This window comes from Streptomyces sp. NBC_00457 (assembly GCF_036014015.1).
In the GTDB taxonomy this organism is placed as follows: Bacteria; Actinomycetota; Actinomycetes; order Streptomycetales; family Streptomycetaceae; genus Streptomyces.
The window spans coordinates 2,340,724-2,366,118 of sequence record NZ_CP107905.1; the positions used below are offsets into that span (position 1 = coordinate 2,340,724).

At 71.0% G+C, this 25,395-nt stretch carries 20 protein-coding genes, 2 pseudogenes and 1 riboswitch; of the genes and pseudogenes, 12 read left to right on the forward strand and 10 right to left on the reverse strand.

The window, feature by feature from the left end:
* Positions 1-93 precede the first annotated feature (93 nt).
* Complete coding sequence (locus OG828_RS10725; protein ID WP_328437662.1) at positions 94-1,164, forward strand: ADP-ribosylglycohydrolase family protein; 1,071 nt, start codon at positions 94-96, stop codon at positions 1,162-1,164.
* Between the two features lie 35 nt (positions 1,165-1,199).
* Positions 1,200-1,691: an NUDIX hydrolase gene (locus OG828_RS10730; RefSeq protein WP_328353109.1), complete on the forward strand. Its 492-nt coding sequence runs from the start codon at positions 1,200-1,202 to the stop codon at positions 1,689-1,691.
* A gap of 36 nt (positions 1,692-1,727) precedes the next feature.
* Here the strand turns inward: OG828_RS10730 and OG828_RS10735 are convergent.
* A pseudogene (locus tag OG828_RS10735) lies at positions 1,728-1,847 on the reverse strand (DUF2191 domain-containing protein); the annotation flags it as partial.
* 59 nt (positions 1,848-1,906) lie between these two features.
* Here OG828_RS10735 and OG828_RS10740 point away from each other — a divergent pair.
* The gene (locus tag OG828_RS10740) at positions 1,907-2,632 is read left to right on the forward strand and encodes an SIR2 family NAD-dependent protein deacylase (RefSeq protein WP_328500963.1); all 726 of its coding nucleotides are present in this window, start codon (positions 1,907-1,909) and stop codon (positions 2,630-2,632) included.
* Here the strand turns inward: OG828_RS10740 and OG828_RS10745 are convergent.
* A complete protein-coding gene (locus tag OG828_RS10745) occupies positions 2,629-3,111 on the reverse strand; it encodes a methylated-DNA--[protein]-cysteine S-methyltransferase (protein ID WP_328500964.1) in 483 nt (160 codons plus the stop codon). The genes OG828_RS10740 and OG828_RS10745 overlap by 4 nt on opposite strands.
* A gap of 26 nt (positions 3,112-3,137) precedes the next feature.
* A complete protein-coding gene (locus OG828_RS10750) occupies positions 3,138-4,610 on the reverse strand; it encodes an AlkA N-terminal domain-containing protein (RefSeq protein WP_328504839.1) in 1,473 nt (490 codons plus the stop codon).
* A gap of 142 nt (positions 4,611-4,752) precedes the next feature.
* Between OG828_RS10750 and OG828_RS10755 the strand changes: the two genes are divergently transcribed.
* Positions 4,753-5,697: an endonuclease/exonuclease/phosphatase family protein gene (locus tag OG828_RS10755; protein ID WP_443062384.1), complete on the forward strand. Its 945-nt coding sequence runs from the start codon at positions 4,753-4,755 to the stop codon at positions 5,695-5,697.
* Between the two features lie 92 nt (positions 5,698-5,789).
* Here the strand turns inward: OG828_RS10755 and OG828_RS10760 are convergent, their stop codons facing one another.
* The gene (locus OG828_RS10760) at positions 5,790-9,680 is read right to left on the reverse strand and encodes a glycoside hydrolase family 2 TIM barrel-domain containing protein (protein WP_328500965.1); all 3,891 of its coding nucleotides are present in this window, start codon (positions 9,678-9,680) and stop codon (positions 5,790-5,792) included.
* Positions 9,681-9,872: 192 nt separating this feature from the next.
* Positions 9,873-10,057, forward strand: a riboswitch (cobalamin riboswitch).
* Positions 10,058-10,087: 30 nt separating this feature from the next.
* Between OG828_RS10760 and OG828_RS10765 the strand changes: the two genes are divergently transcribed.
* The 7 genes from OG828_RS10765 (at position 10,088) to meaB (ending at position 18,326) form a co-directional block, all read left to right on the forward strand.
* On the forward strand, positions 10,088-10,780 hold the full coding sequence (locus OG828_RS10765) for an energy-coupling factor ABC transporter permease (RefSeq protein ID WP_328353121.1): 693 nt from the start codon (positions 10,088-10,090) through the stop codon (positions 10,778-10,780).
* Positions 10,777-11,481, forward strand: coding sequence for an energy-coupling factor ABC transporter substrate-binding protein (locus OG828_RS49500; RefSeq protein WP_443062385.1), 705 nt, complete (start codon positions 10,777-10,779; stop codon positions 11,479-11,481). Before OG828_RS10765 ends, OG828_RS49500 begins: the two co-directional genes overlap by 4 nt.
* Positions 11,482-11,486: 5 nt before the next feature.
* Entirely contained in the window at positions 11,487-12,236 is a 750-nt protein-coding gene (gene cbiQ / locus OG828_RS10775) for a cobalt ECF transporter T component CbiQ (protein ID WP_328353125.1), read from the forward strand.
* Positions 12,233-13,066 carry an ATP-binding cassette domain-containing protein gene (locus OG828_RS10780; RefSeq protein ID WP_328500966.1) on the forward strand — a complete coding sequence of 278 codons (834 nt, stop codon included), beginning with the start codon at positions 12,233-12,235 and terminating at the stop codon, positions 13,064-13,066. The genes cbiQ and OG828_RS10780 overlap by 4 nt, the downstream gene beginning before the upstream one ends.
* Positions 13,067-13,393: 327 nt before the next feature.
* The gene (locus OG828_RS10785; protein ID WP_328500967.1) at positions 13,394-15,193 is read left to right on the forward strand and encodes a methylmalonyl-CoA mutase family protein; all 1,800 of its coding nucleotides are present in this window, start codon (positions 13,394-13,396) and stop codon (positions 15,191-15,193) included.
* Positions 15,193-17,355, forward strand: coding sequence for a methylmalonyl-CoA mutase (gene scpA, locus OG828_RS10790; protein ID WP_328437668.1), 2,163 nt, complete (start codon positions 15,193-15,195; stop codon positions 17,353-17,355). The genes OG828_RS10785 and scpA overlap by 1 nt, the downstream gene beginning before the upstream one ends.
* On the forward strand, positions 17,352-18,326 hold the full coding sequence (meaB, locus tag OG828_RS10795; RefSeq protein WP_328500968.1) for a methylmalonyl Co-A mutase-associated GTPase MeaB: 975 nt from the start codon (positions 17,352-17,354) through the stop codon (positions 18,324-18,326). Before scpA ends, meaB begins: the two co-directional genes overlap by 4 nt.
* A gap of 67 nt (positions 18,327-18,393) precedes the next feature.
* Here the strand turns inward: meaB and OG828_RS10800 are convergent, their stop codons facing one another.
* From OG828_RS10800 to OG828_RS49505, 4 genes and pseudogenes are all read right to left on the reverse strand, one after another.
* Positions 18,394-18,903 (reverse strand): O-acetyl-ADP-ribose deacetylase, encoded by a 510-nt coding sequence (locus tag OG828_RS10800; protein WP_328500969.1) that lies wholly within the window; start codon positions 18,901-18,903, stop codon positions 18,394-18,396.
* Entirely contained in the window at positions 18,900-20,309 is a 1,410-nt protein-coding gene (locus OG828_RS10805) for a phytoene desaturase family protein (protein ID WP_328371726.1), read from the reverse strand. Before OG828_RS10805 ends, OG828_RS10800 begins: the two co-directional genes overlap by 4 nt.
* 132 nt (positions 20,310-20,441) lie before the next feature.
* Positions 20,442-21,299, reverse strand: coding sequence for an inositol monophosphatase family protein (locus tag OG828_RS10810; RefSeq protein WP_328500970.1), 858 nt, complete (start codon positions 21,297-21,299; stop codon positions 20,442-20,444).
* A 163-nt stretch (positions 21,300-21,462) separates the two neighbouring features.
* Positions 21,463-21,669 (reverse strand): annotated as a pseudogene (locus OG828_RS49505) (gamma-glutamyltransferase family protein); the annotation flags it as partial.
* Positions 21,670-21,897: 228 nt separating this feature from the next.
* On the opposite strand from OG828_RS49505, the gene OG828_RS10815 reads away from it, so the two are divergent.
* Positions 21,898-22,563: a hypothetical protein gene (locus tag OG828_RS10815; RefSeq protein ID WP_328437672.1), complete on the forward strand. Its 666-nt coding sequence runs from the start codon at positions 21,898-21,900 to the stop codon at positions 22,561-22,563.
* Positions 22,564-22,581: 18 nt separating this feature from the next.
* Here the strand turns inward: OG828_RS10815 and OG828_RS10820 are convergent, their stop codons facing one another.
* Positions 22,582-24,108: an NCS1 family nucleobase:cation symporter-1 gene (locus OG828_RS10820; protein WP_328437673.1), complete on the reverse strand. Its 1,527-nt coding sequence runs from the start codon at positions 24,106-24,108 to the stop codon at positions 22,582-22,584.
* Positions 24,109-24,256: 148 nt separating this feature from the next.
* Positions 24,257-25,276, reverse strand: a complete 1,020-nt coding sequence (locus OG828_RS10825; RefSeq protein ID WP_328500971.1) for a TIGR03842 family LLM class F420-dependent oxidoreductase — start codon at positions 25,274-25,276, stop codon at positions 24,257-24,259.
* Between the last annotated feature and the right edge of the window lie 119 nt (positions 25,277-25,395).

A 25,395-nucleotide genomic window follows, 5' to 3' on the forward strand; every position in this document is an offset into this window, starting at 1 on the left:
TCAAGGCCAGTCGCGCCGCTGTGACCTTAACCGGAGGACCCCCCGGCCGTCATGCCCCGAGCGGCCGCGCCCGGAATCGGGTAGACCGGTCCTATGACCCCTGTGGGCACTGAGCACGAGCTCGCGGACCGCATCCTCGGGGGCTGGCTGGGCCGGATCGCGGGCAACATGCTCGGCAAGCCGGTCGAGCAGGGCGATCTGTGGACGCGGGACCGTATCGACCGATATCTGCGGCAGGCCGCCGCCCTGCCCCTCACCGACTATCTGCCCGAGCCGGTCGACGAGAGCGACGGCTTCGAGCTGCGGCCCGAGTGGCGCCAGTGCGTCCGGGGCCGTATCCACGGCAGCTGCCGTGACGACGACGTCGACTACGCGATCCTCGGCCTCGACCTGCTGGAGACCCACGGCTTCGGCTTCAGCACCGAGCAGGTCGGCGACCTGTGGCTGCTGCGGATGCCGTATCTGCAGACGTTCACGGCCGAGCGGGCGGCGTACCGGAACCTCGCCAACGGGCTGAAGCCGCCCGTGACCGCCACCGTCGACAATCCGTACCAGGAGTGGATCGGCGCCCTCATCCGCGCCGACATCTACGGCTGGACCTGCCCCGGCGTCCCCCGCCGCGCCGCCTCCCTCGCCCGCCGGGACGCGGTGCTGTCCCACACAGGCAACGGCGTGTACGGCGCGATGTGGGCGGCCGCGCTGATCGCGGCGGCGTTCACCGCGCCCACGGTGCGGCACGCCGTGGACGAGGCGCTGGCCGTGATCCCGGCGAGCAGCCGCATGGCCCGCACCGTGCGCCGTGTCGTCTCGCTGCACGACACCCGGATGACCTGGGAGGACACGCTCACCACCGTGTCCGAGGAGACCGCCGGGCTGGGCTGGATCCACACCGTCCCGAACGCGGCCGTGCTCACCGCCGGGCTCCTGTACGGCGACGGCGACTTCACCCGCACCATCACCCTCACCGTCCGCGGCGGCCTGGACACCGACTCCAACGGCGCGACCGCGGGCTCGGTGGCCGGTGTGCTGACCGGTGCGGACGCGATTCCGGAACAGTGGAAGGACCCGCTGGAGGACACGGTCCGCAGTGCGGTGTTCGGCTTCGACGGGGTACGGATCAGCGAACTGGCGGAGCGGACGGTGCGGTTGGCCGACGGCGAGTGAGGATCACCGGCTGGGCGGCTGGTTACCCTTCCTGCGTGACCACTCCAGACTTCGCCACGTACATCGCGGGCCTGCCCCGTGTCCTCGCCGGGGCCGCCGCTCTCTTCCGTGACGCCGAGGGCCGGGTGCTGCTCGTCGAGCCGAACTACCGTGAGGGCTGGGCACTTCCGGGCGGCACGATCGAGTCCGACGACGGGGAGACCCCACGGCAGGGCGCGCGCCGCGAGACCGCCGAGGAGATCGGCCTCGACGTCGAACTCGGCCGCCTGCTCGCGGTGGACTGGGTGCACGGCACGGCCCGCCCGCCGATCGTGGCCTACCTCTACGACGGCGGCGTCCTCGGCGAGGACGACTTCAAGTCCATCCGCCTGCAAGAAGAGGAACTCCTGTCCTGGCGCCTCGTCCCCCGCGAGGAACTCCCCGCCCACCTGCCGGGCGCCCTGGGCCGCCGCGTCCTGACCGCCCTGGACGTCCTGGCGGACGGCTCGGGCCCGGCGGAACTGGAGAACGGCCACCGCGTGAGCTGACGGAACCGGCCGATCCCGGCGCTCAGCCCTCGACGTCCCGCCCTCGATGTAGTCACGCACCACAAGCTCAACGGCGGCCTGCGGATCACCGACGCCCGCGAGCACCATCCCATCGACGACGAGCTCGGCATCGAGCGAGACGGTCACCTCGGCCATACGCGGCCCCCCGAATACCCGGTCGCCGTCGCCGGCTCCCCCGTCCTACGCTCGGTGACATGACCAAGCCCCTCGTCGCCGTCCTCAGTGGCGCCGGTATCTCCACCGACTCGGGAATCCCTGACTATCGCGGCCCCAACGGGCTGTGGCGGCGGGATCCGGAGGCCGAGAAGCTCGTGACGTACGAGTACTACATGGGCGACCCGGAGATCCGGCGCCGTTCGTGGCAGATGCGGCGCAAGAACCGGACGCTGCAGGCCGGGCCCAACGCGGCGCACCGGGCGGTGGCCGAGCTGGAGAAGTCCGGAGTGCCGGTCAGGGTCATCACGCAGAACGTGGACGGGCTCCACCAGCTCGCCGGAATGCCCGCCCGCAAGGTGCTCGAACTCCATGGCAGCGCGCGCGGTTTCGTGTGCACCGGATGCCAGGCACGGGGCCCGATGGAGGACGCGATCGCCCGTGTCGAGGCCGGCGAAGAGGACCCGCCGTGCCTGGAGTGCGGCTCCATCCTCAAGTCGGCCACCGTCATGTTCGGCGAGCGGCTCGACCCGGCCGTCCTCGGCGAGGCCCTCGCCATCACCAAGGCCTGCCAGGTCTTCATCGCCGTCGGCACCAGCCTCCAGGTACAGCCCGCGGCAGGCCTCGCCGGCGTCGCCGCCGATCACGGCGCACGGCTCGTCATCGTCAACGCCGAGCCGACGCCGTACGACGAACGCGCCGACGAGGTCATCCGCGAGCCGATCGGCACCGCGCTGCCTGAGCTGCTGCGCACCATCGGCGGCTAGAACAGCGCCGCCCCGCCCTCGAACTCCAGCAGTCGCCGCTTGCGTTCCAAGCCGCCGCCGTAGCCGGTGAGGCTGCCACCCGCGCCTACGACGCGGTGGCAGGGGACGATGATGCCGATGGGGTTCTTGCCGTTGGCGAGGCCGACGGCGCGGGAGGCGCCGGGGTTGCCGAGGGCGTCGGCGAGGTCGCCGTAGGAGCGGGTCTCGCCGTAGGGGATCTTGCGGAGCTGGTCCCAGACGGTGCGTTGGAACGGGGGGCCGTGCAGGCGGAGTTCGAGGGTGAACTCCTTCAGCTCGCCTGCGAAAAACGCCTCCAGTTGGTCCTCGGCCTCGGAGAACAGGGTGTCTTCTCGTGGGCCGAAGGACTCCTCCGGCGGGCGGTGGCGCTGTTCCGTCATGTAGAGGCCGCACAGGACGCCGTCGTCGGCGACGAGGGTCAGGGGGCCGTACGGGCTGTCGATCACGGTGTGCTGTTTCACTGCGAAGTCCCTCAACAGGAAAGTCCCTAGACAGGAAGGAAATTGATCGGGTGGCTGTCGGTCGCCCACAGGTACTGGACCGCGTACGCCCGCCACGGCGCCCATGCCGCCGCCCGTGCCGTGAGGGCCGCGGGAGTGGACGGCAGGCCCAACTCCTGGGCGGCGCGGCGGATTCCGAGGTCCGTGGGGAGGAACGCGTCGGGGTCGCCGAGGGCGCGCATGGCGATGACGTCGACCGTCCAGGGGCCGAAGCCCGGCAGGGACAGCAGGCGGGAACGGGTTTCCGTCCAGTCGTTGTCCACGCCCAAGTGCACATTGCCGTCGGCTAGTTCGCGGACCAGCGTCGTGAACGTCGTACGGCGGGTGCGCGGCATCGCCAGCGACTCCGGGTCCAGCGCGGCCAGTGCCTCAGGCGACGGGAACAGGTGCGTCAGGCCGCCCTCCGGGTCGTCCACCTGCTCGCCGTGGGCGGTGACGATGCGGGCCGCGTGCGTGCGGGCCGCCGCCGTGGAGACCTGTTGGCCGAGGACCGCGCGGATCGCGAACTCGGCCTCGTCCACGGTGCGCGGGACGCGGCGGCCGGGGGCCTTGTCGACGAGGGGCGTCAGGACCGGGTCCGCGCGAAGCTGCTCGTCCACCGCGACCGGGTCGGCGTCCAGGTCCAGCATGCGGCGGCACCGGCTGATCGCGACGGGCAGGTCACGCAGGTCGCTGAGGGTGAGGCGGCAGGCGATGTGGTCCGGTTCGGGAGTCAGGGAGACGATGCCATGGCCGTACGGCAGTCTGAGCGTCCGGCGGTACGCGCCGTCCCGCCACTCCTCCACCCCGGGTACGGCGGTGGCCGCGAGGTGGCCGAAGAGGTTGTCGGGGTTGAGGGGGGCGCGGAAGGGGAGGCGGAGGGTCAGCACGCCCGGCGTGCCCTGAGCGCCGCGGGACAGGGGCACGCGGGTGCGCAGCTCGCTCGGGGAGAGGGCGAAGACCTCGCGCACGGTGTCGTTGAAGGTGCGGATGGAGGAGAAGCCTGCCGCGAAGGCGATCTCCGCCATCGGCAGCGGGGTCGTCTCGATCAACAGCCTTGCCGTCTGGGCGCGTTGGGCGCGGGCCAGGGCGAGCGGGCCCGCGCCCAGTTCGGCGAGGAGCTGGCGTTCGACCTGGCGGGTGCTGTAGCCGAGGCGGGCGGCGAGGCCGGGGACGCCCTCGCGGTCCACCACACCGTCGGCGATCAGCCGCATCGCGCGGGCCACGAGGTCGGCGCGCTGGTTCCACTCCGGTGAGCCGGGGCTGGTGTCGGGCCGGCAGCGCTTGCAGGCCCGGAAGCCGGCCTGCTGGCAGGCGGCGGCGCTGGGGTAGAAGGTCATGTTCTCCGGCTTGGGCGGCACGACGGGGCAGCTGGGCCGGCAGTAGATACGGGTGGTGACGACGGCCGTGAAGAACCAGCCGTCGAAACGCGCGTCCTTGGACTGGACGGCGCGCACGCACCGCTCCCAGTCGGTGTGCATCGCGTTCTGCATGCCTCCAGCATGGGTCACCGCCCGGCCCCGTGGCTGGCGAGAATCCGACATGGACCTCGCGTGCCCTGGGGCCGGGCGGATCACCGCACGCGGGAACTGAGATCGCCGGGCTGCGCGTCGTACGAGTTCTATGAACCCTGTGAGTCCGGCGAGAGCCGCCCTGAGCACCTGGTTCCGCCCGCGCGGCGCGTGGATCGCGAGCGTGCTCATCGCCTGCATGCTGACCCTTCACGCCCTCGTACCGAACCGGGTCGGCCGGCTGGGCAGTCTGCTGGAGACCTTCCTGCCCTGGCTCGGTCTGGCCGTCCCGGTCCTGGCGGGCGTGGCGCTGCTGCGGCGGTCACCTGTCGCGCTCGCGGCGGTGTTGCCGCCGCTGGCGGCCTGGCTGGCTCTCTTCGGCGGGCTGCTGCTCCCCCGGTCGGACGGGGCGTACGACCTCACGGCCGTGCAGCACAACGTCAGCGACGTGAACCCGGACCCCGCCGGAACCGCCCGCACCCTGCTGCGGGCGGACGCCGACCTGATCGCCCTGGAAGAGGTGACGCCGCCCCACGCAAGGGAGTTCACGGCGGCCCTCGACTACCCACACCACGCCGTGGTGGGCACGGTCGGCCTGTGGTCCAGGTACCCGCTCACCGACGTCCGCGCCGTCGACATCAGGCCGACCGGCGTGGGCACGGACTGGAACCGCGGACTGCGGGCCACCGCCGCGACCCCGTCGGGCGAGCTCGCGGTCTACGTCGCGCACCTCCCCTCCGTCCGCCTCGGCGCCGGATTCGACACCGCCCTCCGCGACGAGAGCGCGGCCCTGCTCGGCCGCGCACTGGACGCCGAGCCACTGCCGGACCTGCTCCTGCTCGGCGACCTCAACAGCACGGTCGACGACCGCGGTTTGGACCCGGTGCGCGCCCACGTGAGCGCCCCGCGCAGAGGCCTCGCCTTCAGCTGGCCCGCGTCCTTCCCCCTGGCCAGGATCGACCAGATCCTGGCCAGAGACGCGACGGTCACCAGCATCTGGACGCTGCCGGATACGAGCAGCGACCATGTGCCGATCGCCGCCCGCATCCGGCTATAAGGGCTGCTACCGCGCCCCGCAGGGGCGCGGGGAACTGCGCGACCAGCCCCCACCGACCCGCAGCCGAACGAACCGCCCACCCAGCGGCGCGCTCACGTCCCCGTCGGGCGACGCGACGCCGCCGTCGCCCCGCCCACGTCACTGATCGGCCGCAGCCGATACGTGTACGCGTAGTCCCGGTCGGCGAACAGCTTGTACTCGTCGTGCGTGTGCGCGCCCCAGCTGTTGTCGCCGCCCACACCCATCTGCCGGTGGTTCACGCGCAGGACGACCTCCTCACGCGGGGTGAGCTGGTAGTCGTGGCGCGCGCCGACCGACAGTTCCTCCGGGGTGAAGTGCGAGGCGCTGACCTCCAGGAGAGGTTCGCCGCTGACGAGAAGCCCGTTGTCGCGCCGGTCGGTCAGCGCGAACCAGCGGACGTCGGTCTTGTTGCCGTTCTCCTGCGGCCGGATGTACGGGGTCCACTGCCCGTCGACGGTCCCGGAGTACAGGCCCACGTCGGTGCCGTTGTTGCGGTCCCAGTGGTTCTCCTCGGGACCGCGCCCGTAGTAGTGCACACGGTCCAGCCGCCCCGGCAGGAACAGCATGCTGCCGACCTCCGGGATGTACGGCAGGCTCGACGCGCCTGGATGCAGGGTGTTGTCCACCTTGATCTCACCGTTTCCGAACACGGTGTAGGTGGTGGTGTACGTCGACTCGACCGACGTCGGCAGGGTGCCGCTGACCTTGATCTCGACGGCCCTGCCCTGGAGTTCCCGCACACCGACGTCCGTGACCTTGCGCCCAGCGCCCGCATCCCGCCAGGTCTGGTTGCGGGTGTGCTGGCCGTTGCCCTTGTCGTTGTCGGTCGGCGCCCGCCAGAAGTTCGGCACGGGCCCGGAGCTGATGAGCCGGGTCCCCCGGGTCTCGTACGAGGTGATGAGGCCGCTGCTCTTGTCGACGGTGACCGAGAAGCCCTTGCCGGTCACCGTCACGGAAGCGGTTCCGTCCTGGTGACGCAGCTCGGGCACGCTCGCCAGCGGCACCGGTGTCACGGCCGGACTGCCCGCGTCCAGGGGCAGTTGCTGCTTGGCCACCTCGAAGCCGGCCTTGGCCCACTTCGTGGCTTCCTTGGTGGTGAAGGACAGCTGCAGGAAGTACTCCGCGCCCGGCGCCGGGTTCGCCGGCAGCCGTACGGGCACAGTGATCTTCTTCTCGGACAGCGGCGGTACGTCGAGCTGCGCGCGGGTCAGCTTCCCCCGCTGGACGGCCTTGCCGTCGCCGATGAGCGTCCAAGTGCCGTCGAATTCACGGAGGTTGGTGAAGAGGTTCTCGTTGATGAGCGTCACCGCTCCCGGGCCGCCGCTCGCGGTGACGTTGATCGCCTGGTAGGCGTGCTTCACCTCGGCGGCCTTGCCGGTGTGGCCGCGGTCGGCGGTGACGATGCCGTCCGCGACGAAGTTCCCGTCGTTGGGGTTGTCGCCCCAGTCGCCGCCGTACGCGAAGAAGGTCTTCTCCGGCGACCGCTTCTCGGTGAAGCCGACCGTGTCGGCGTCGAACCAGAACCGCACACCCTCGTCACCGGGACCACGGCTGCCGGAGGCGAGTTCGGCGGCGGCGAGGGCGCGGGCGTAGACGCGGGCGCGGCGGATGGTGCCGCTGAACTCGCGGGTCCAGTTGTCGACGTCGGTGGCGAGTGAGAGCGGCGCGGCGTTGCTGCCGGGCTTGCGGGTGGTGGTGCGGGTGGCCCGTACCTCGCCGTCCACGTAGAGGGTCAGCGTGCCCGCGTCGGCGTCGAAAACGCCTGCGACGTGATGCTCCTTGCCGGTCCAGTCCGCCGGGACCGGCCAACTGGCCGTGATCCACTGGCCGCCGCCGTGGATGAAGAACTCGATGTTCTTGTTGGTCTGCTTGAGCGCGTACTGCGTGTCGCCCTTGGCGAGGATCGGCTGGTGGTAACCGGTCACGTGCGGGGTGATCCACGCTTCCAGGGTGAGCGAGCCGGTGAGGTCGAGGGAGGCGTCGCGGGCGAAGACGGTTCCGCCGTAGACGCCCTTGTCACGGTCGAAGGTGCCGCTGGGCGCGAGGATCTCGCCCTTCAGCTTCTTCGGCCCGGAGTCGGTGAACAGCTTGCGCGTCGGGGTGGGCCAGGACACGGACTGGTCCATGAAGTCCCAGATCCAGCCGCCCTGGAGGACGTCGTAGCGCCGGATGATGTCCCAGTACTTCTTGAAGTTGCCGTTCGAGTTCCCCATGGCGTGCGAGTACTCGATCATGACGTACGGCCGGGTGTCGGCGGTGTCCTTGGCGCGGGCCTCCACGCGCGCGGGACTTTCGTACATCTCGGAGCGGATGTCGCTGACGCCGGGGCGGTCGTCGCCCTCGTACTGGATGACGCGGGTCGTGTCGTACGAGCGGATCCAGTTGTGCATGTTGACGAAGGTGCTGCCGGCGCCCGCCTCGTTGCCGAGCGACCAGATGACGACCGACGCGTGGTTCTTGTCCCGGTGGACCATGTTCTGGGCGCGGGCCACGCAGGCCTCGCTCCAGTCGGCGTGGTCGCCCGGGTATTCGTCGCGGACGCCGTGGGTTTCGAGGTTGGTCTCGTCGACGATGTACAGGCCGTATTCGTCGGCGAGTTCGAGCCAGATCGGGTTGTCCGGGTAGTGCGAGGTCCGGACGGTGTTCATGTTCATCCGCTTGATGACCTCGATGTCCAGCACCATGTCCGCGCGGGTGAGCGCGGTGCCGCGGGCCGGGTGCATCTCGTGCCGGTTGGTGCCGCGGAAGGAGACGGGCTTGCCGTTGATGCGCATCAGCCCGTCCTTGAGCGCGAACTCGCGGAAGCCGACGCGGTGGGAAAGGGTTTCGATCACCTTTCCGGCGGGGTCGCGCAGCCGCAGGACGGCGGTGTAGAGGTTCGGGTGCTCCGCCGACCACAACTGCGGTGCCGGTACGGCCTTTTGAGCCTGTACGGTCGCGTCCTCCCCCGCCGCTCCGACCTCGGCGGTCTGCTGCAGGGGCCGGGACCAGACGGCGTGGCCCCGGTCGTCGTACAACTGCGTCTCGACGGTGTACCGGCCGCCGCCCGCGGTGCCGTACGCCCGCACGCTCGCCGTCACCGACAGCTCGGCGGCCGTGTAGTCGTCGCTCAGCGGGGTGTCCAGCTTGAAGTCGCGCAGGTGCACGGCCGGGGTGGAGTACAGGTAGACCGAGCGGAAGATGCCGCTCAGCCGGATCATGTCCTGGTCCTCCAGCCAGTCACCGTCGGAGTAGCGGTACACCTCCACGGCGATCTGGTTGGTGCCGGGCTTGAGGTGCTCGGTGATGTCGTACTCGGCGGGGGTGTAGGAGTCCTCGTGGTAGCCGACCAGTTCGCCGTTGATCCACACGTAGTGGGCCGACTTGACGCCCTCGAAGTGCAGGAAGGTCCGCCGGCCCGCCCAGTCCTTCGGGACCGTGAAGGTGCGCCGGTACTGGCCGACCGGGTTGTAGCGGGTCGGGGCGGCCGGGGGCTGGGACTCCTCCCCCAGGCCGTTGGGCCCCCACCAGGGGTAGGTGATGTTGACGTAGATCGGGAAGTCGTAGCCGTGCAGCTGCCAGACCGACGGGACGGGGAGGGTGTCCCAGTCCTTGTCGTCGACGTCCGTGCGGTAGAAGTCGGCGTTCCGGTCGTCGGGGCGGTCGGCGTAGGCGAACTTCCAGGTCCCGTCGAGGCTCTGCCGGTACGGCGAGCGGGTGCGGTCGGCGGCCAGTGCCTGTCTCACGTCCGCGTACGGCATGAGGGTGGTGTGCGGCGGCTCGGTGCCGACCTGGAAGAGGGCGATGTTGCCGTTCCACTCGGGAGTGGCGTCCGGCGCGGCACGCCTGGTTGACGCGTGGGCCGGCGCGGACGACAGGGCGAGGGCGCCGAGGACGGCGGCGGACGACTCGAGGAGACGGCGGCGGCTGATGACCGGCCGTTGGGCGGGAGAGGAGTGCTGGTGCGCGTGCGGGTGCGGCATGACCGAGACCTTCCTCAGAACGACAGTGCGCTGCACCTACTGGGTGCTTGCGTCGGATCCTGTCCATATCACTAGGTTCCGAACGCCTCAGAAGCAACATTCCTGTCGGACTTTGTTGAGTCCTGATCGTGTGGCCATGTGCAACCGTCCGCACGCCCCCATGCGCGGCTTGTCACCACCCCACACCGCGCACTACTGTCACCACGCCTTGGTGAACGGGAAATCGGTGCGATACCGGTGCGGCCCTCGCCACTGTGAATCGGGAAGTCCGGCTCCGGCCCTCACGGGCAGCCACTGGGTCCTCCAGGACCCGGGAAGGCGGAGCACGGGCGGTGGTACCCGTCAGCCAGGAGACCGGCCAAGGCGCGTCAACCATCCACGAGGTGCTGGAGAGGGTCTGCTGAGCCATGCACATTGCCGAGGGTTTCCTTCCTCCGGCGCACGCGGTCGCCTGGGGCGTCGCGTCCGCGCCGTTCGTCGTCCACGGAGCCCGGTCACTCACCCGTGAAGTCAGGGAGCACCCGGAGAGCACCCTGCTCCTCGGCGCCTCCGGAGCCTTCACGTTCGTCCTGTCGGCCCTCAAACTGCCGTCGGTGACCGGGAGTTGCTCCCACCCCACCGGCACCGGACTGGGCGCCATCCTGTTCCGGCCGCCGGTGATGGCGGTGCTGGGCACCATCACCCTGCTCTTCCAGGCGCTGCTGCTGGCCCACGGCGGCCTGACCACGCTCGGCGCCAACGTGTTCTCGATGGCGATCGTCGGGCCCTGGGCCGGATACGGGATCTACCGGTTGCTCCGGCGGTACGACGTGCCGCTGATGGTCGCCGTCTTCTTCGGCGCGTTCGTCGCCGACCTGTCCACCTACTGCGTCACCAGCGTCCAGCTGGCGCTCGCGTTTCCCGACCCGAGCAGTGGATTCCTGGGCGCGCTGGGCAAGTTCGGGTCCATCTTCGCCGTGACGCAGATCCCGCTCGCGGTGAGCGAGGGACTGCTCACGGTGCTGGTGATGCGGCTGCTCGTGCAGTCGAGCAAGGGCGAGCTGACCCGGCTCGGCGTGCTGCTCACCAGGAAGGCGAGCACCGAGGCGGTGGCCCGATGAAGCGGAACACGAAGATCAACCTCCTGCTGCTGCTCGCCGTCGTCGCCCTCGCGGTGCTGCCGCTGGCGCTGGGCCTCGGCGACGACAAGGAGGAGCCGTTCGCGGGCGCCGACGGTGAGGCGGAGGCGGCGATCACCGAGATCGAGCCGGACTACGAGCCCTGGTTCTCGCCGCTGTACGAGCCCCCCTCCGCCGAGATCGAGTCGGGCCTGTTCGCCCTCCAGGCAGCCATCGGCGCCGGCGCCCTCGCCTACTACTTCGGCGTGCGGCGCGGGCGACGGCAGGGTGAGCAGCGGGCGCTGGCGCGGCAGGGCACCTATGCCGCGGCGGACGAACGGACCGCACGCACCGTGGGCTCCGCGGCCGAGCCCGACGACCAGGCCGTACGCGACGTGGACGCCGCCTCCGACGGCCATGCCGCACGCGATGCCGAGGCCGCGACCGGCGACCAGACCGCACCCGGCGGGGAAGCCGCGCGCCGTGACCAAGCCACGCACGAACCCGACGTGGACGCCGTGCACCACGACAAGGCCACGCTCCAGCCCGACAGGGCCGCCGCGCGCCGTGACCAAGCCACGCACGAACCCGACGTGGACGCCGCGCGCCACGACAAGGCCACGCACCAGCCCGACAGGGCCGCCGCGCGCCATGACAAGGCCGCGCACCAGCCCGGTGGCACGCGTGGCGCCGGGCAGGGCTGACGCGCGTGCTGCCCATCGACGCGGCGGCGCACAGCAGCCGCTGGCGCCGCCGCCACCCCGTGGACAAGGCCGTGCTCGGGCTCGGCCTCACCGTGCTGGCGATCTCGCTGCCGCCGTGGCCGGGCGCGGCCCTGGTGCTGCTGACCGCGCTCGCCGTGCTGCTGGGCCCGGCGGGCGTGCCCGGCCGCAAGCTGTGGCGGGCCTACCGTGTCCCGCTGGGCTTCTGCGTGACCGGCGCGGCCACCCTGTTGGTGCAGGTCGGCGGCCCGGACGGGTTCCTGACCCTGGCCGACGAGGGACCTGTGCGCGCCGGGGAACTGCTGCTGCGCACCTCGGCCGCCTCGCTCGGCGTGCTGCTGTTCGCGTTCACCACACCCATGTCCGATTTGCTGCCGCGTCTGGTGAAGGCCGGGATTCCCGCGCCGGTCGTCGACGTCGCGCTGGTGACGTATCGCATGAGCTTCCTGCTGCTGGACTCGATGCGCCGGATCCGGGAGGCGCAGGCCGCGCGGCTCGGGCACACCACGCGGGCCGCCGCCTGGCGTTCGCTGGCCGGGCTCGGCGCGACCGCGTTCGTGCGGGCCTTCGACCGGGCGACGCGGCTGCAGGCCGGGCTCGCCGGGCGCGGCTACGACGGCACCCTGCGCGTCCTGGTGCCCGAGGCCCGCATCTCCGTCCGCTTCACGGCCGTGAGCGTGGCACTGCTCGCGACGCTGGCCGCCCTCACCCTCGTACTGGAAAGGCCGCTGACATGAGCGACGCCGCCCTCGTCGCCCTGCGGGGCGCGTCTTTCGCCTACGAGGACGGTCCGGACGTGCTCGACGGGCTCGACTTCGAGGTGCGTGAGGGGCGTGCGCTCGCGCTGCTCGGGCGCAACGGCACCGGTAAGACGACGCTGATGCGGCTGCTGAGCGGGGGGCTGCGGCCGCACAGCGGGGAGTTGACGCTCGACGGGAAGCGGGTGACGTACGACCGGAAAGGACTGACGCGGCTGCGGACCACCGTGCAGCTGGTGGTGCAGGACCCGGACGACCAGCTGTTCGCCGCGTCCGTCGCGCAGGACGTGTCGTTCGGGCCGCTGAACCTCGGGCTGCCCGATCCGGACGTGCGGGCGCGGGTGGACGAGGCGCTGGCCGCGCTGGACATCGCTGCCCTGGCCGACCGGCCCACGCATCTGCTGTCCTACGGGCAGCGCAAGCGGACGGCGATCGCGGGCGCGGTCGCGATGCGGCCCCGGGTGCTGATCCTGGACGAGCCGACCGCGGGGCTCGACCCCGACGGCCAGGAACGGCTGCTCGCCACCCTCGGCGCCCTGCGCACGGGCGGCACCACGGTGGTGATGGCGACGCACGACGTGGACCTCGCCCTGCGCTGGGCCGACGACACGGCCCTGCTCACCCCGTCCGGAGTACACACCGGCCCGGCCGCCGAGATCCTGGCCCGCACCGACCTCCTCCAGCAGGCCGGCCTGCGGCTGCCGTGGGGCGTCGCGGCGGCCCAAGTACTCTGCGCGCACGGCCTGTTGGCCACGACGGCAACGGGCCCGCGCACTCCCGAGGAACTAGCCGCGATGGTGGTGGTCTAACCGCACCTGGCAAGCGCCCCGAAGGGGCGCGGGGCTGTATCGATGTGCGGCTCCGCCGCGTGGGCGCGACCAGCCCCCACAGACCCGCACGCGACCGACGGCCCGCGGGGAGGTCCAAGCGGACCCGGCGAAGCAAGATGCGGGACAACAGCGCCCCGAAGGGGCGCGGGGAACTGCGCGACCAGCCCCCACAGACCCGCACGCGACCGACGGCCCGCGCCCCCGCGGCGGAACCGCACATGAGGAACCGGTCACAGCAGCGGCGAGGGCAAGGTCACAGCCTGTTGCTCTGCTCCTGTTCAAGGGCTCTCGCCTAGCATCCCGAGCATGACAGTCCTGCCCAATGACGGGCTCTCGACGGCCGCCGAGTTCCCCGCCGCGACCCATGAGCAGTGGCAACGCCTCGTGGAGGGCGTCCTGCGCAAGTCTGGCCGGGACGTCACAGGTGCCGCCGCCGAGGACGCCCTCTCCACCGCGCTGGAGGACGGGCTGCGCACCCGGCCCCTGTACACCGCGCTCGATGCCGCTCCCGACACCGGTTTCCCGGGTTTTGCCCCGTTCGTCCGGGGTGGTCGCCCGGAGGGGAACACCAAGGGCGGCTGGGACGTACGGCAGCGGCACGCGACGGCCTCCGGCGACCTCGTCCTCGCCGACCTGGAGAACGGCGTCACCTCCCTCTGGCTGGTCGTCGGTGAAGGCGGCTTCCCGGTCTCGTCCCTCCCCCAGGTGCTCGAGGGCGTGTACCTGGACCTCGCGCCCGTCGTCCTGGAGGCGGGCCGGGACACAGAGGAGGCAGCAGGCGAACTGCTGAGGCTGTACGAGGAGCGCGGCGTCGCGCATAACAGCGCACGCGGCAACCTCGGCGCCGACCCGCTCGGGTACGAAGCCCGGAGCGGTCAGCAGCTGGACTTCGCGCCGGTGGCCGGACTCGCCCGGCGGTGCGCCGAGGAGTACCCGGAGCTGCGGGCGCTGACCGTGGACGCGCTGCCGTACCACGAGGCCGGCGGGTCGGCGGCGCAGGAGCTGGGCGCCTCGCTCGCGACCGGTGTCGCCTACCTGCGGGAGCTGACCGCGGCCGGGCTCACCGTCGAACGGGCCTGCGCACAGCTGGAGTTCCGGTACGCGGCCACCGCCGACCAGTTCCTGACCATCGCCAAGCTGCGCGCGGCGCGCCGGCTGTGGGCGCGGGTCGCCGAGGTGAGCGGAGGGCCCGGCAGGCAGGTGCAGCACGTGGTGACCTCGCCGGTGATGATGTCGCGCCGGGACCCGTGGGTGAACATGTTGCGCACCACGGTCGCCACGCTGGCCGCCGGGGTCGGCGGCGCCGACTCCGTCACCGTGCTGCCCTTCGATCACGTGCTCGGCCTGCCGGACGCGTTCGCGCGGCGTATCGCCCGCAACACCTCGACGATCCTCATCGAGGAGTCGCATCTGGCCCGGGTGATCGACCCGGCGGGCGGCTCCTGGTACGTGGAGCGGCTCACCGACGAACTCGCCCACGCGGGCTGGGAGTTCTTCCAGTGGCTGGAGCAGGTCGGCGGCCAGGCGGCAGCCCTGCGCTCGGGCCGGCTCGGCGAGAAGCTGGCGGAGACCTGGGAGGCGCGCAGCGCGAAGCTCGCCAAGCGGCGCGAACCCATCACCGGCGTCAGCGAGTTCCCGAACCTCGCCGAGAAGCCGGTGCAGCGCGCGTCCGCGCCCGAGCCGCCCTCCGGGGGCCTCCCCCGCGTCCACCGCGACGAGGCGTACGAGGCGCTGCGCGCCCGCTCCGACGCCCACCTCGCCGCGACCGGCACCCGGCCGCGGATCTTCCTCGCCGCGCTCGGCCCCGCCGCCGCCCACACCGCGCGGCTCACCTTCGCCGCGAACCTCTTCCAGGCGGGCGGCATCGAACCCGTCACGGAGGGCACGTTCGAGGAGAGCGGCGCCGCCGAGGCCTGCCTCTGCTCCAGCGACACGCTGTACGAGGAGCAGGCGGCGGACACCGCACAGGCCCTGAGGACAGCGGGCGCCACGCATGTGTTCCTCGCGGGCAAGCCCGGGCAGTACCCCGTCGACGACCACGTCTTCGCGGGCTGCGACGCCGTAGCCGTACTCTCCGCCACCCTCGACCGCATGGGAGTGTCCTGATGGGAATCCCCGACTTCACCGGGATCGAACTCGGGGAGCCGAGGACCGACGTCGGCGCCGACGAGTGGCGCAAGGCCGCGGGGAGCGACGACGCGTTCTGGGAGACCCCGGAGGGCATCGCGGTCAAGCCGCTCTACACCGGCCGTGACCTGGAGGGCCTCGACTTCCTGCAGACGTACCCGGGCATGGCGCCGTATCTGCGCGGCCCGTACCCGACGATGTACGTCAATCAGCCCTGGACGATCCGCCAGTACGCGGGCTTCTCCACCGCCGAGGAGTCCAACGCCTTCTACCGGCGCAACCTCGCCGCCGGGCAGAAGGGTCTGTCGGTCGCCTTCGACCTGCCGACGCACCGTGGCTACGACAGCGACCACCCGCGGGTGACCGGCGACGTCGGCATGGCGGGCGTGGCCATCGACTCCATCTACGACATGCGGCAGCTCTTCGACGGCATCCCGCTGGACAAGATGACCGTGTCGATGACGATGAACGGCGCCGTGCTGCCGATCCTCGCGCTGTACATCGTGGCGGCGGAGGAGCAGGGCGTACCGCCCGAGAAGTTGGCCGGGACCATTCAGAACGACATCCTCAAGGAGTTCATGGTCCGCAACACCTACATCTATCCGCCGAAGCCGTCGATGCGGATCATCTCCGACATCTTCGCCTTCACCTCGCAGCGGATGCCCCGCTACAACTCGATCTCCATCTCCGGCTACCACATCCAGGAGGCCGGTGCGACGGCCGACCTGGAGCTGGCGTACACGCTCGCGGACGGCGTCGAGTACATCCGGGCGGGCCGGGAAGCGGGCCTGGACGTGGACGCGTTCGCGCCGCGGCTCTCCTTCTTCTGGGCGATCGGCATGAACTTCTTCATGGAGGTCGCCAAGCTGCGGGCGGCGCGGCTGCTGTGGGCGAAGCTGGTGTCCCAGTTCGAGCCGAAGAACTCCAAGTCCCTTTCCCTGCGCACCCATTCGCAGACCTCGGGCTGGTCGCTGACGGCGCAGGACGTGTTCAACAACGTCACGCGTACGTGCGTGGAGGCGATGGCGGCGACGCAGGGCCACACGCAGTCACTGCACACCAACGCCCTCGACGAGGCGCTCGCGCTGCCCACCGACTTCTCGGCGCGCATCGCCCGTAACACGCAGCTGCTGATCCAGCAGGAGTCCGGCACGACGCGGGTGATCGACCCCTGGGGCGGCAGCGCCTACGTCGAGAAGCTGACGTACGACCTCGCCCGCCGGGCCTGGCAGCACATCCAGGAGGTCGAGCAGGCGGGCGGCATGGCGCAGGCCATCGACGCGGGCATCCCCAAGCTGCGCGTGGAGGAGGCGGCGGCACGGACGCAGGCCCGGATCGACTCGGGGCGGCAGCCGGTCATCGGCGTGAACAAGTACCGGGTGGAGACCGACGAGCAGATCGACGTGCTCAAGGTCGACAACTCCTCCGTGCGCACCCAGCAGATCGAGAAGCTGCGGCGACTGCGGTCGGAGCGTGATGACATCGCCTGTCAGGACGCGCTGGACGCGCTGACCCGGGCGGCGGCGGGCGAGGGCAACCTGCTGGAGCTGGCGGTGAACGCGGCCCGCGCGAAGGCGACCGTCGGGGAGATCTCCGACGCCCTGGAGAAGGTGTACGGGCGGCACGCGAGCCAGATCCGTACGATCTCCGGCGTGTACCGCAACGAAGCCGGCTCCTCCCCGTCCGTCGACCGCACCCGCACCCTCGTCGACTCCTTCGAGGAGGCCGAGGGCCGCCGCCCGCGCATCCTGGTCGCCAAGATGGGCCAGGACGGCCACGACCGCGGCCAGAAAGTGATCGCGACCGCCTTCGCCGACCTCGGCTTCGACGTCGACGTCGGCCCGCTGTTCCAGACGCCCGGCGAGGTGGCCCGCCAGGCGGTGGAGGCGGACGTGCACATCGTGGGCGTCTCGTCGCTGGCCGCCGGGCACCTCACCCTCGTACCGGCGCTGCGCGAGGAGCTGGCGGCGGAGGGCCGGGAGGACATCATGATCGTCGTCGGTGGGGTGATCCCGCCGCAGGACGTGCCGACCCTGCTGGAGATGGGCGCGACGGCCGTGTTCCCGCCCGGGACGGTGATCCCGGACGCGGCCTACGACCTCGTGAAGCGGCTCTCGGCCGACCTCGGGCACTCGCAGTGATCGATCTCGACACGTACGTGAAGGGCGTGCTCGACGGGAAGCGGGCACTCGTCGCACGCGCCATCACGCTCGTCGAGTCGACACGCCCTCAACACCGGGCGCTGGCGCAGGAGTTGCTGACCGAGCTGCTCCCGCACAGCGGCCGGGCCCGGCGGATCGGGATCAGCGGGGTGCCGGGCGTGGGGAAGTCGACGTTCATCGACGCGTTCGGCACGATGCTGACGTCCCTCGGGCACCGGGTCGCGGTGCTCGCCGTCGATCCGTCGTCCACGCGTACGGGCGGTTCGATCCTCGGCGACAAGACGCGAATGGAACGGCTGGCCGTGGACCCCGCCGCCTTCGTCCGCCCCTCCCCCAGCGCGGGCACGCTCGGCGGAGTCGCCAAGGCCACGCGCGAGTCGATGGTGGTGATGGAGGCCGCGGGCTACGACGTGGTGCTCGTCGAGACGGTCGGCGTCGGCCAGTCGGAGACCGCGGTGGCGGGCATGGTCGACTCCTTCCTCCTGCTCACGCTGGCCCGCACCGGCGACCAGTTGCAGGGCATCAAGAAGGGTGTGCTGGAGCTGGCCGACGTCATCGCCGTGAACAAGGCGGACGGGCCGCACGAGCGCGATGCGCGGGCGGCGGCGCGGGAACTGTCGGGGGCGTTGCGGTTGATGCATGGGAAGGACGTCGCCTGGACGCCGCCCGTCCTGCACTGCAGCGCCCGTGAGTCGACCGGCCTGGACACGGTCTGGGAGCGCCTTGAGCAGCACCGTGCGTTGTTGGATTCCAGCGGCCGCCTTGCCGCCAAGCGGCGTGACCAGCAGGTTGACTGGACGTGGAGCATGGTGCGCGATGAGTTGCTCGGTCGGCTGCATGCGGATCCGGCGGTGCGTTCGGTTGCGCCTGGGCTTGAACAGCGGGTGCGGGATGGGGAGTTGACGGCGACGCTGGCGGCGGAGCGGATTCTTAAGGCCTTCGGAAGGTAGTGCTCTGCGGGCCGGTGGGGGTTGATCGCGCAGTTCCCCGCGCCCCTTTGGGGCGCCCAGCTGTTCGTCAGTCGATATGTGCCGCGAACGCCTTGTACGCCCGGTCGTCGAAGAGTACGAACCTGATCTCCTCGACCTGCGTGTTCGTTGCCCTCACCATCTCCAGCGCGATCCGGGCCGCGTCCTCCATCGGCCAGCGGTAGACGCCCGTGGAGATGGCCGGGAACGCGACGGTGCGGGCGCCCAACTCGTCGGCCACCCGCAGGGATTCGCGGTAGCAGGAGGCGAGGAGGGCGGAACGGTCCTCGGTCTGGCTGAAGACGGGACCAACGGTGTGGATCACCCAGTGGGCGTCCAGTGCGCCCGCCGTCGTGGGGACCGCCTGGCCGGTGGGCAGACCCTTGCCGTACTGGGCCGCGCGCAGCGCCCGGCACTCCTCGAGGATCGCGGGGCCGCCGCGGCGGTGGATGGCGCCGTCCACGCCGCCTCCGCCGAGCAGGGAGGAGTTCGCCGCGTTGACGATCGCGTCGGCGGTCTGCCGGGTGATGTCGCCCTGGACGAGGGTGATGGTGGTCATGTCTGCCTCAGCTTCCTCCAGACCGCCTTCGCCGCGTTGTGCCCCGACATGCCGTGCACTCCGGGTCCGGGCGGGGTGGCCGAGGAGCAGATGAAGACGGCCGGGTGGGGGGTGCTGTACGGGAACAGGGACAGCTTGGGCCGCAGCAGGGTCTGGAGTCCGGAGACGGCGCCGGAGGCGATGTCGCCGCCGACGTAGTTGGCGTTGCGGGCGGCCAGCTCGGGCGGGCCCGCGGTCGCGCGGGCGAGGACGCGGTCGCGGAATCCCGGTGCGAAGCGCTCCAGTTGGCGCTCGATGGCGTCGGTGAGGTCGCCGGTCCAGCCGCTGGGGACATGGCCGTACGCCCAGAAGACCTGCTTCCCGGCCGGAGCCCGGGTGGGGTCGACGACACTGGGCTGGACCGTGATCATGAACGGTTTGTCGGGTGCCCGGCCCTCCCGGGACGCGGCGTGCAGGGCGGCGCCGATCTCCGCGCTGTCCGCGCCGATCTGCACGGTCCCGGCGGCACGGGCCTCAGGCGCGGTCCACGGCACCGGGCCGTCCAGCGCGTAATCGACCTTGAAGACTCCGGGGCCGTAGCGAAAGCCCTCGTAGTACCGCCCGAAGCCGGCGATACGCGCCAGGGCGGTGGGTGAGGTGTCGAAGACGTAGGCGCGGGCGGGCGGCAGGTCGTCGAGGCGCTTGACCTCGTAGTCGGTGTGGACGGTGCCGCCGAGGTCCTTCAGATACGAGGTGAGCGCGTCGGAGATCGACTGGGAGCCGCCGCGGGCCACCGGCCAGCCGCGGGCGTGCGCGGCGAGGGCGAAGACCAGGCCGATGCCGCCGGTCAGAATGCCGTTCAGCGGGGCCATGACGTGGGCCACGAGTCCGGCGAACAGCGTCTTCGCGCGTTCGTCGCGGAAGCGGCGGGTCAGCCAGGTCGACGGGGGCAGGCCGACGAGGCCGAAGCGGGCGAGGGTCACCGGGTCCCGGGGCAGCGAGGTGAGCGGCAGTGACATGAAGTCGTGGGCGAGCGTGTCCCACCTGGGCAGGAAGGGCTCGACCAGCCTGCGGTAGGTGCCCGCGTCGCGTGGCCCGAACGATGCGGCCGTCTCGGCGACCGACCGGGACAGCACGGCGGCGGTGCCGTCGGTGAAGGGGTGCGCCATGGGCAGCTCGGCGTGCAGCCACTCCAGGCCGTGCCGCTCCAGGGGCATGGCCCGGAACGCCGGTGAGTTGATGCCGAGGGGGTGCGCGGCGGAGCACGGGTCGTGGCGGAAGCCGGGGAGGGTCAGCTCCTCGGTGCGGGCGCCCCCACCCACGGTGTCGCGGGCCTCGAAGACGGCCACGGAGAAGCCGCGCCGGGCCAGCTCCACGGCGGCCGTCAGTCCGTTCGGCCCCGCACCCACCACGACCGCATCGAGCATCGACGGCACCTTCGGACTCCTTTGTCAGCCGATGGCCACTGAAGGATCAGGATATGCCGGGGCGCTGACAGCCCTCGCGCCGCGGTGGGGCCGGGCGGGCGTCGGGGGGAGCGGAGCCGGGTCAGGGCGCCGTCATCGGATCCACGGGTACGGCTCGGACAGCAGCTCCACGATCCGGCGGGCCGTGGCCTCGTCGCGCGCCGCGGTGAACGGCAGCGTGTTCCCGCCCGTGACGCGGAACGGCTCCCCCGAGAGCGTCAGGTGGGCGCCGCCCGCCTCCTCGACCAGCAGCAGGCCCGCCGCGTGATCCCAGGCGGCCTCCCAGGAGAAGGCGACGGCGTCCGACTCGCCGCGGGCGACGGCGAGATACTCCAGTCCCGCCGAGCCGCAGGCGCGCGGTGCGACGCCGTCCGTCCACAGGCTGAGCAGCGCGCGCTTCTGGTCGTCCGTCGTGTAGTCCGGGTGGGAGGTGGCGATGCGGAGGTCCCGGCCGGGGGCGGGAGGACCGGCGTGCAGCCGCTCGCCGTCGAGGAAGGCGCCGCCGCCCCGGACGGCCGTGGCCAGTTGGTCGCGCGCCGGCGCGTAGGTCCAGGAGGCGAGCACCACGCCGCGCCGGGCGAGCGCGACCAGGGTGCAGAAGCCGGAGTCGCCGTGCACGAACTGCCGTGTGCCGTCGACGGGGTCGACGATCCAGACGGGGGCGTCGTCCTGTATCGCCTCGTACGTCGCCGGGTTGGCGTGCACCGCTTCCTCCCCGACCACGACGGAGCCGGGCAGCAGCTTGCCGAGTGCCTCGGTGAGGTACTGCTCGGCCTTGCGGTCGGCGTCCGTGACCAGGTCGTGCGGGCCGCTCTTCTGGTCGACCTCGTGCGCGGCCAGCCGGCGGAAGCGCGGCATGATCTCGGCGGCGGCCGCCTCGCGGACCGCGGCTTCCACGTCGGCGGAGTGATGCGTGAGAAACTCGTCGATGGTTTCGGTGTGCTCGATCATGCCTCCATGAGAGCACGCACCACTGACAATCCCCGCCCGCCCCCTGTACCGCGGGTGGAATCGGGATGAACACCCCTCTTCGGGCGTTCAGCGCCAGCAGTTCCGGACTCCACGGTGAGCGTGGTGCGCGGCCGGCACCCCGGGGTGAGCGAGCCGGGCAGGCCGCGACGTCGAGGTGGCAGGTGTCGCCGCGCGTGCGCACTGAGTCGTAGTCGGCGGACCCGTAGGGCGGCAGTTCGTCCGGGAGCAGCGCCAACTGCTGGAGCAGGACCGGCCCCTGGCTCCAGGGTCCGGCCTTGCACAGGGTGCAGCCGTTCCAGTAGTACGTCGCCGGCGCCTCGTATGTCGCGAACCACCCGGCGACCTCGGCGAGCAGCCGCTTCCAGGTGGCCGAGCCCCTTGTAGCCGACCGTAACCAAGGCGTGCGCCGTGACCAAAGTGCAGCAAAACGCCCATAGTTGCCCCTACTGCACGTGGCTCAGTCACGGCACAAGTACGGAGCGAAGTTGCACTTTCAACCCACAGGGAGTCGTGTGACACTGGCGTCCCGTCCGCAGTGCGGACCCCGTTCCGCACCGTCCCCCACGAGAAGTGCGCCGTGCGTTCGCTACCCCTGCCGCTCACCCTCTCCGCGCGTCTGGCCCCGGTCGCCGTGCTCGCCGTGTCGGGCTGGGCCCTGTCGTCCGACCCCTCGACGCCGGCCGCCGAGAACAAGGCCGGCCAGGACACCGCGTCCCAGTCGCCGACCGCACCCGCCACCGCGGCGGCGTCGAAGGCGTACGACGCCGCCCCCGCCCCGTGCACCAGCGTTCCCGTGAAGACGGTCAAGTCGCTGGTCCCCGGCGCCAAGACGGCCGGCAAGGAGATCGCGTCCACGGACTCGAAGGTGCGCCGCACCTGCTCCTGGAACGCGCTCAAGGGCTACGACTACCGCTGGCTCGACGTGTCCTTCGAGGTGATGGACTCGGAGGAGGCGGCGGAGAAGTCGTACAAGCAGCGCATCTCCAACGACAGCGGCGGCGGTGCCGTGCCCGGCCTGGGCGACGCGGGCTACTCGGTGGTGAACCTCACCACCCAGGACAAGCAGCAGACCCGCGAGGGCGTGGTGGTGGTCCGCTCGTCCAACGCGCTGGTGGTCATCACCTACAACGGCAGCGACTTCGAGTCCAAGAAGGCGCCCAGCACGGACGAGATCAACAAGGGTGCCATCAAGGCCGCCAAGGACGCCGTGGCGACGCTGGAGGACGGCCAGAAGAAGAGCTGACCGTCCTCCCGCTCCAGGTCAGACCGTGGTCTTCCCCCGGCCGCGCAGCAGCATCAGGGCCAGGTACAGCACCATCGACGTGCCCAGGCCCACCGCCCAGCCGTAGTCCGCCAGCGACGACAGCGCCGGGATGGGCCGGCCGTCGATCAGCGGGTCGAAGCTGGCGCCGCCGATGGCCAGCACACCGCCGACCACGAAGGCGACGACCGCCCGCCAGTTCCAGCCGCCCTCGTACCAGTACTGCCCGCCCGGGCGGTACAGGTCGACAAGGTCGAGCTTGGCGCGGCGCAGGATCCAGTAGTCGGCGATGAGGATGCCGGCGACCGTGCCGAGCAGACCGCCGACCAGACCGAGCCAGGTGAAGATGTAGCCCTGCGGGTCGGAGTACAGCTTCCACGGGAAGATCAGCACACCGATGACACAGGTCGCGAGCGCACCGGCCCGGAAAGTGATCTTGCGGGGAGCGATGTTGGAGAAGTCGAAGGCCGGGGAGACCAGGTTGGCCGCGACGTTCACGGACAGCGTCGCCACCAGCACGGTCACCAGCGCGAACAGCAGACCCACCACGTTGTCCGTCTTGGCGGCCAGCTCGACCGGGTTCCAGATCGGCTCGCCGTACACCGCCTGCGAGCCGGACGTCACCATCACCGACAGGAACGCGAACAGCGTCATCGTCGTGGGCAGGCCGAGCGCCTGGCCCCACATCTGCGCCTTCTGGCTCTTGCCGTAGCGGGTGAAGTCCGGGATGTTCAGCGACAGGGTGGACCAGAAGCCGATCATGCCCATGAGGGAGGGCCAGAACAGCTTCCAGAAGTCGCCGCCCCAGCCCAGCTTGGAGGGCTGGTCGAGGAGCGGGCCGAAGCCGCCGGCCTTGTTGCTCATCCATATGAGCATCACGAGCGCGCCGACGATCACGAACGGCGCCGCCCAGTTCTCGAAGCGGCGGATCGTCTCCATGCCCCGGTAGATGATCGCGACCTGGAGAGCCCAGAAGATCGCGAACGACAGCCACATCGTCCAGGGGTACCCGCCGATCTGGCCGGCGTCGCTCCAGCCGTTGCCGATGAGCTTTCCGGCGAGGAAGTAGATCGCCTCACCGCCGATCCAGGTCTGGATGCCGAACCAGCCGCAGGCCACCAACGCCCGTACGACAGCAGGGAGGTTGGCGCCGCGTATGCCGAAGGAGGCGCGCGCGAACACCGGGAAGGGGATGCCGTACTTCGGTCCCGCGTGCCCGGTGAGCAGCATCGGGACCAGCACGATCACATTGGCCAGGGCGATGGTGAGCACCGCCTGCTTCCAGTCCATGCCGACGGCGATCAGACCGGAGGCCAGGGTCCAGGAGGCCGTGTTGTGGGCCATGCCGACCCACAGCGCGGAGAAGTTGTACGTGGTCCAGGTGCGCTTCTCGACGGGAACCGGCAGCAGGTCCTCGTTGGCGTAGGCACCGCCCGGAGCGGGGGCGTCCGGAGCGATCTCCACCCGGCCGTCGGCGAGGGTGACTTGGGTGGACGGCGGTATGGCCGTGGGAGCGGTGTCGGTCATGGGCAGGCCAATCAGGGGAGGTCGGGACGGGGAAAGGCCGTGCGGGTGGCGCCGAGGGGGGTGCGCGGTGTGCGCCCTGGGCCCCCTTCCCGGGAACGGCGGGAAGGGGACGTACAAGGGGGGACGGGCATCGACTGCCCGTGAACTGCTAGCCGTTGACGGCCGGGATCACCTGCGACCCGTAGGCGTCGATGGTGGCTTCCTGAGCGTCGTGCATGTCGTACACGGCGAACTGGTCGACGCCCAGCTCGCGCAGCGCGTTCAGCTTCTCGACGTGCTTCTCGACCGGTCCGATGACGCAGAACCGGTCGACGATCTCGTCGGGCACGAACGCGGTGTCGGGGTTGTCGGCGCGTCCGTGGTGGGAGTAGTCGTACCCCTCGCGCGCCTTGATGTAGTCGGTGAGTTCGTCGGGTACGGCGGCGGAGTGCTCGCCGTACTTCGACACCAGGTCGGCGACATGGTTGCCGACCATCCCGCCGAACCAGCGGCACTGCTCGCGGGCGTGGGCGAGGGCTTCGGGCGAGTCGTCCTCGGTGACGTAGGCGGGGGCGGCGACGCAGATCTTCACGTCGGACGGGTCACGTCCGGCCGCGACCGCCGCGTCCTTGACCGCCTTCACCATGTACTCGGTCAGGTAGAGGTCGGCGAGCTGGAGGATGAACCCGTCGGCCTCCTCGCCGGTCATCTTCAGCGCCTTCGGCCCGTACGCGGCCATCCAGACGGGGAGTCGGGCGTCCTCCTTGATCCAGGGGAACTTGACGACCGTGCCCCCGAGGTCCGCCTCCTGACCGGAGCCGAGGGCCCTGATGACCTTCATGGCCTCGCTGATCCGGGCGAGCGTGTTCGGGGCGCGACCCGCGACGCGCATCGCGGAGTCGCCGCGGCCGATGCCGCACACGGTGCGGTTGCCGAACATGTCGTTGAGGGTGGCGAAGGTGGAGGCGGTGACCTCCCAGGTGCGGGTGCCCGGGTTGGTGACCATCGGGCCGACCGTCAGCTTCGTGGTGTTCGCGAGGATCTGGCTGTAGATCACGAACGGCTCCTGCCAGAGCACGGCGGAGTCGAAGGTCCAGCCGTACGTGAAGCCGTTGCGTTCGGCCCGCTTCATCAGGCTGATGACGCGAGAGGCTGGAGGGTCGGTTTGGAGGACAAGTCCGAAGTCCATCGGTCTCCTAGCAAAGATCTGGTAGCGTTTTTTCGCCCCGCAAAGGGTCGGTTCGGGCTGGACCGCAATCTTCGGATTGGAAGCCCGCTCAGCTGAGGTTGAGGGGGCGGAGTCACGGG

Coding starts and splice junctions, on each gene's coding strand:
- OG828_RS10755 (WP_443062384.1), top strand. CDS start 4,753: ATGAACCCTGTGAGTCCGGCGAGAGCCGCCCTGAGCACCTGGTTCCGC.
- OG828_RS10725 (WP_328437662.1), top strand. CDS start 94: ATGACCCCTGTGGGCACTGAGCACGAGCTCGCGGACCGCATCCTCGGG.
- OG828_RS10780 (WP_328500966.1), top strand. CDS start 12,233: ATGAGCGACGCCGCCCTCGTCGCCCTGCGGGGCGCGTCTTTCGCCTAC.
- OG828_RS10820 (WP_328437673.1), bottom strand. CDS start 24,108: ATGACCGACACCGCTCCCACGGCCATACCGCCGTCCACCCAAGTCACC.
- OG828_RS10785 (WP_328500967.1), top strand. CDS start 13,394: ATGACAGTCCTGCCCAATGACGGGCTCTCGACGGCCGCCGAGTTCCCC.
- OG828_RS10825 (WP_328500971.1), bottom strand. CDS start 25,276: ATGGACTTCGGACTTGTCCTCCAAACCGACCCTCCAGCCTCTCGCGTC.
- OG828_RS10750 (WP_328504839.1), bottom strand. CDS start 4,610: ATGCACACCGACTGGGAGCGGTGCGTGCGCGCCGTCCAGTCCAAGGAC.
- OG828_RS10800 (WP_328500969.1), bottom strand. CDS start 18,903: ATGACCACCATCACCCTCGTCCAGGGCGACATCACCCGGCAGACCGCC.
- OG828_RS10760 (WP_328500965.1), bottom strand. CDS start 9,680: ATGCCGCACCCGCACGCGCACCAGCACTCCTCTCCCGCCCAACGGCCG.
- OG828_RS10810 (WP_328500970.1), bottom strand. CDS start 21,299: ATGATCGAGCACACCGAAACCATCGACGAGTTTCTCACGCATCACTCC.
- OG828_RS10765 (WP_328353121.1), top strand. CDS start 10,088: ATGCACATTGCCGAGGGTTTCCTTCCTCCGGCGCACGCGGTCGCCTGG.
- OG828_RS49500 (WP_443062385.1), top strand. CDS start 10,777: ATGAAGCGGAACACGAAGATCAACCTCCTGCTGCTGCTCGCCGTCGTC.
- OG828_RS10740 (WP_328500963.1), top strand. CDS start 1,907: ATGACCAAGCCCCTCGTCGCCGTCCTCAGTGGCGCCGGTATCTCCACC.
- OG828_RS10805 (WP_328371726.1), bottom strand. CDS start 20,309: ATGCTCGATGCGGTCGTGGTGGGTGCGGGGCCGAACGGACTGACGGCC.
- scpA (WP_328437668.1), top strand. CDS start 15,193: ATGGGAATCCCCGACTTCACCGGGATCGAACTCGGGGAGCCGAGGACC.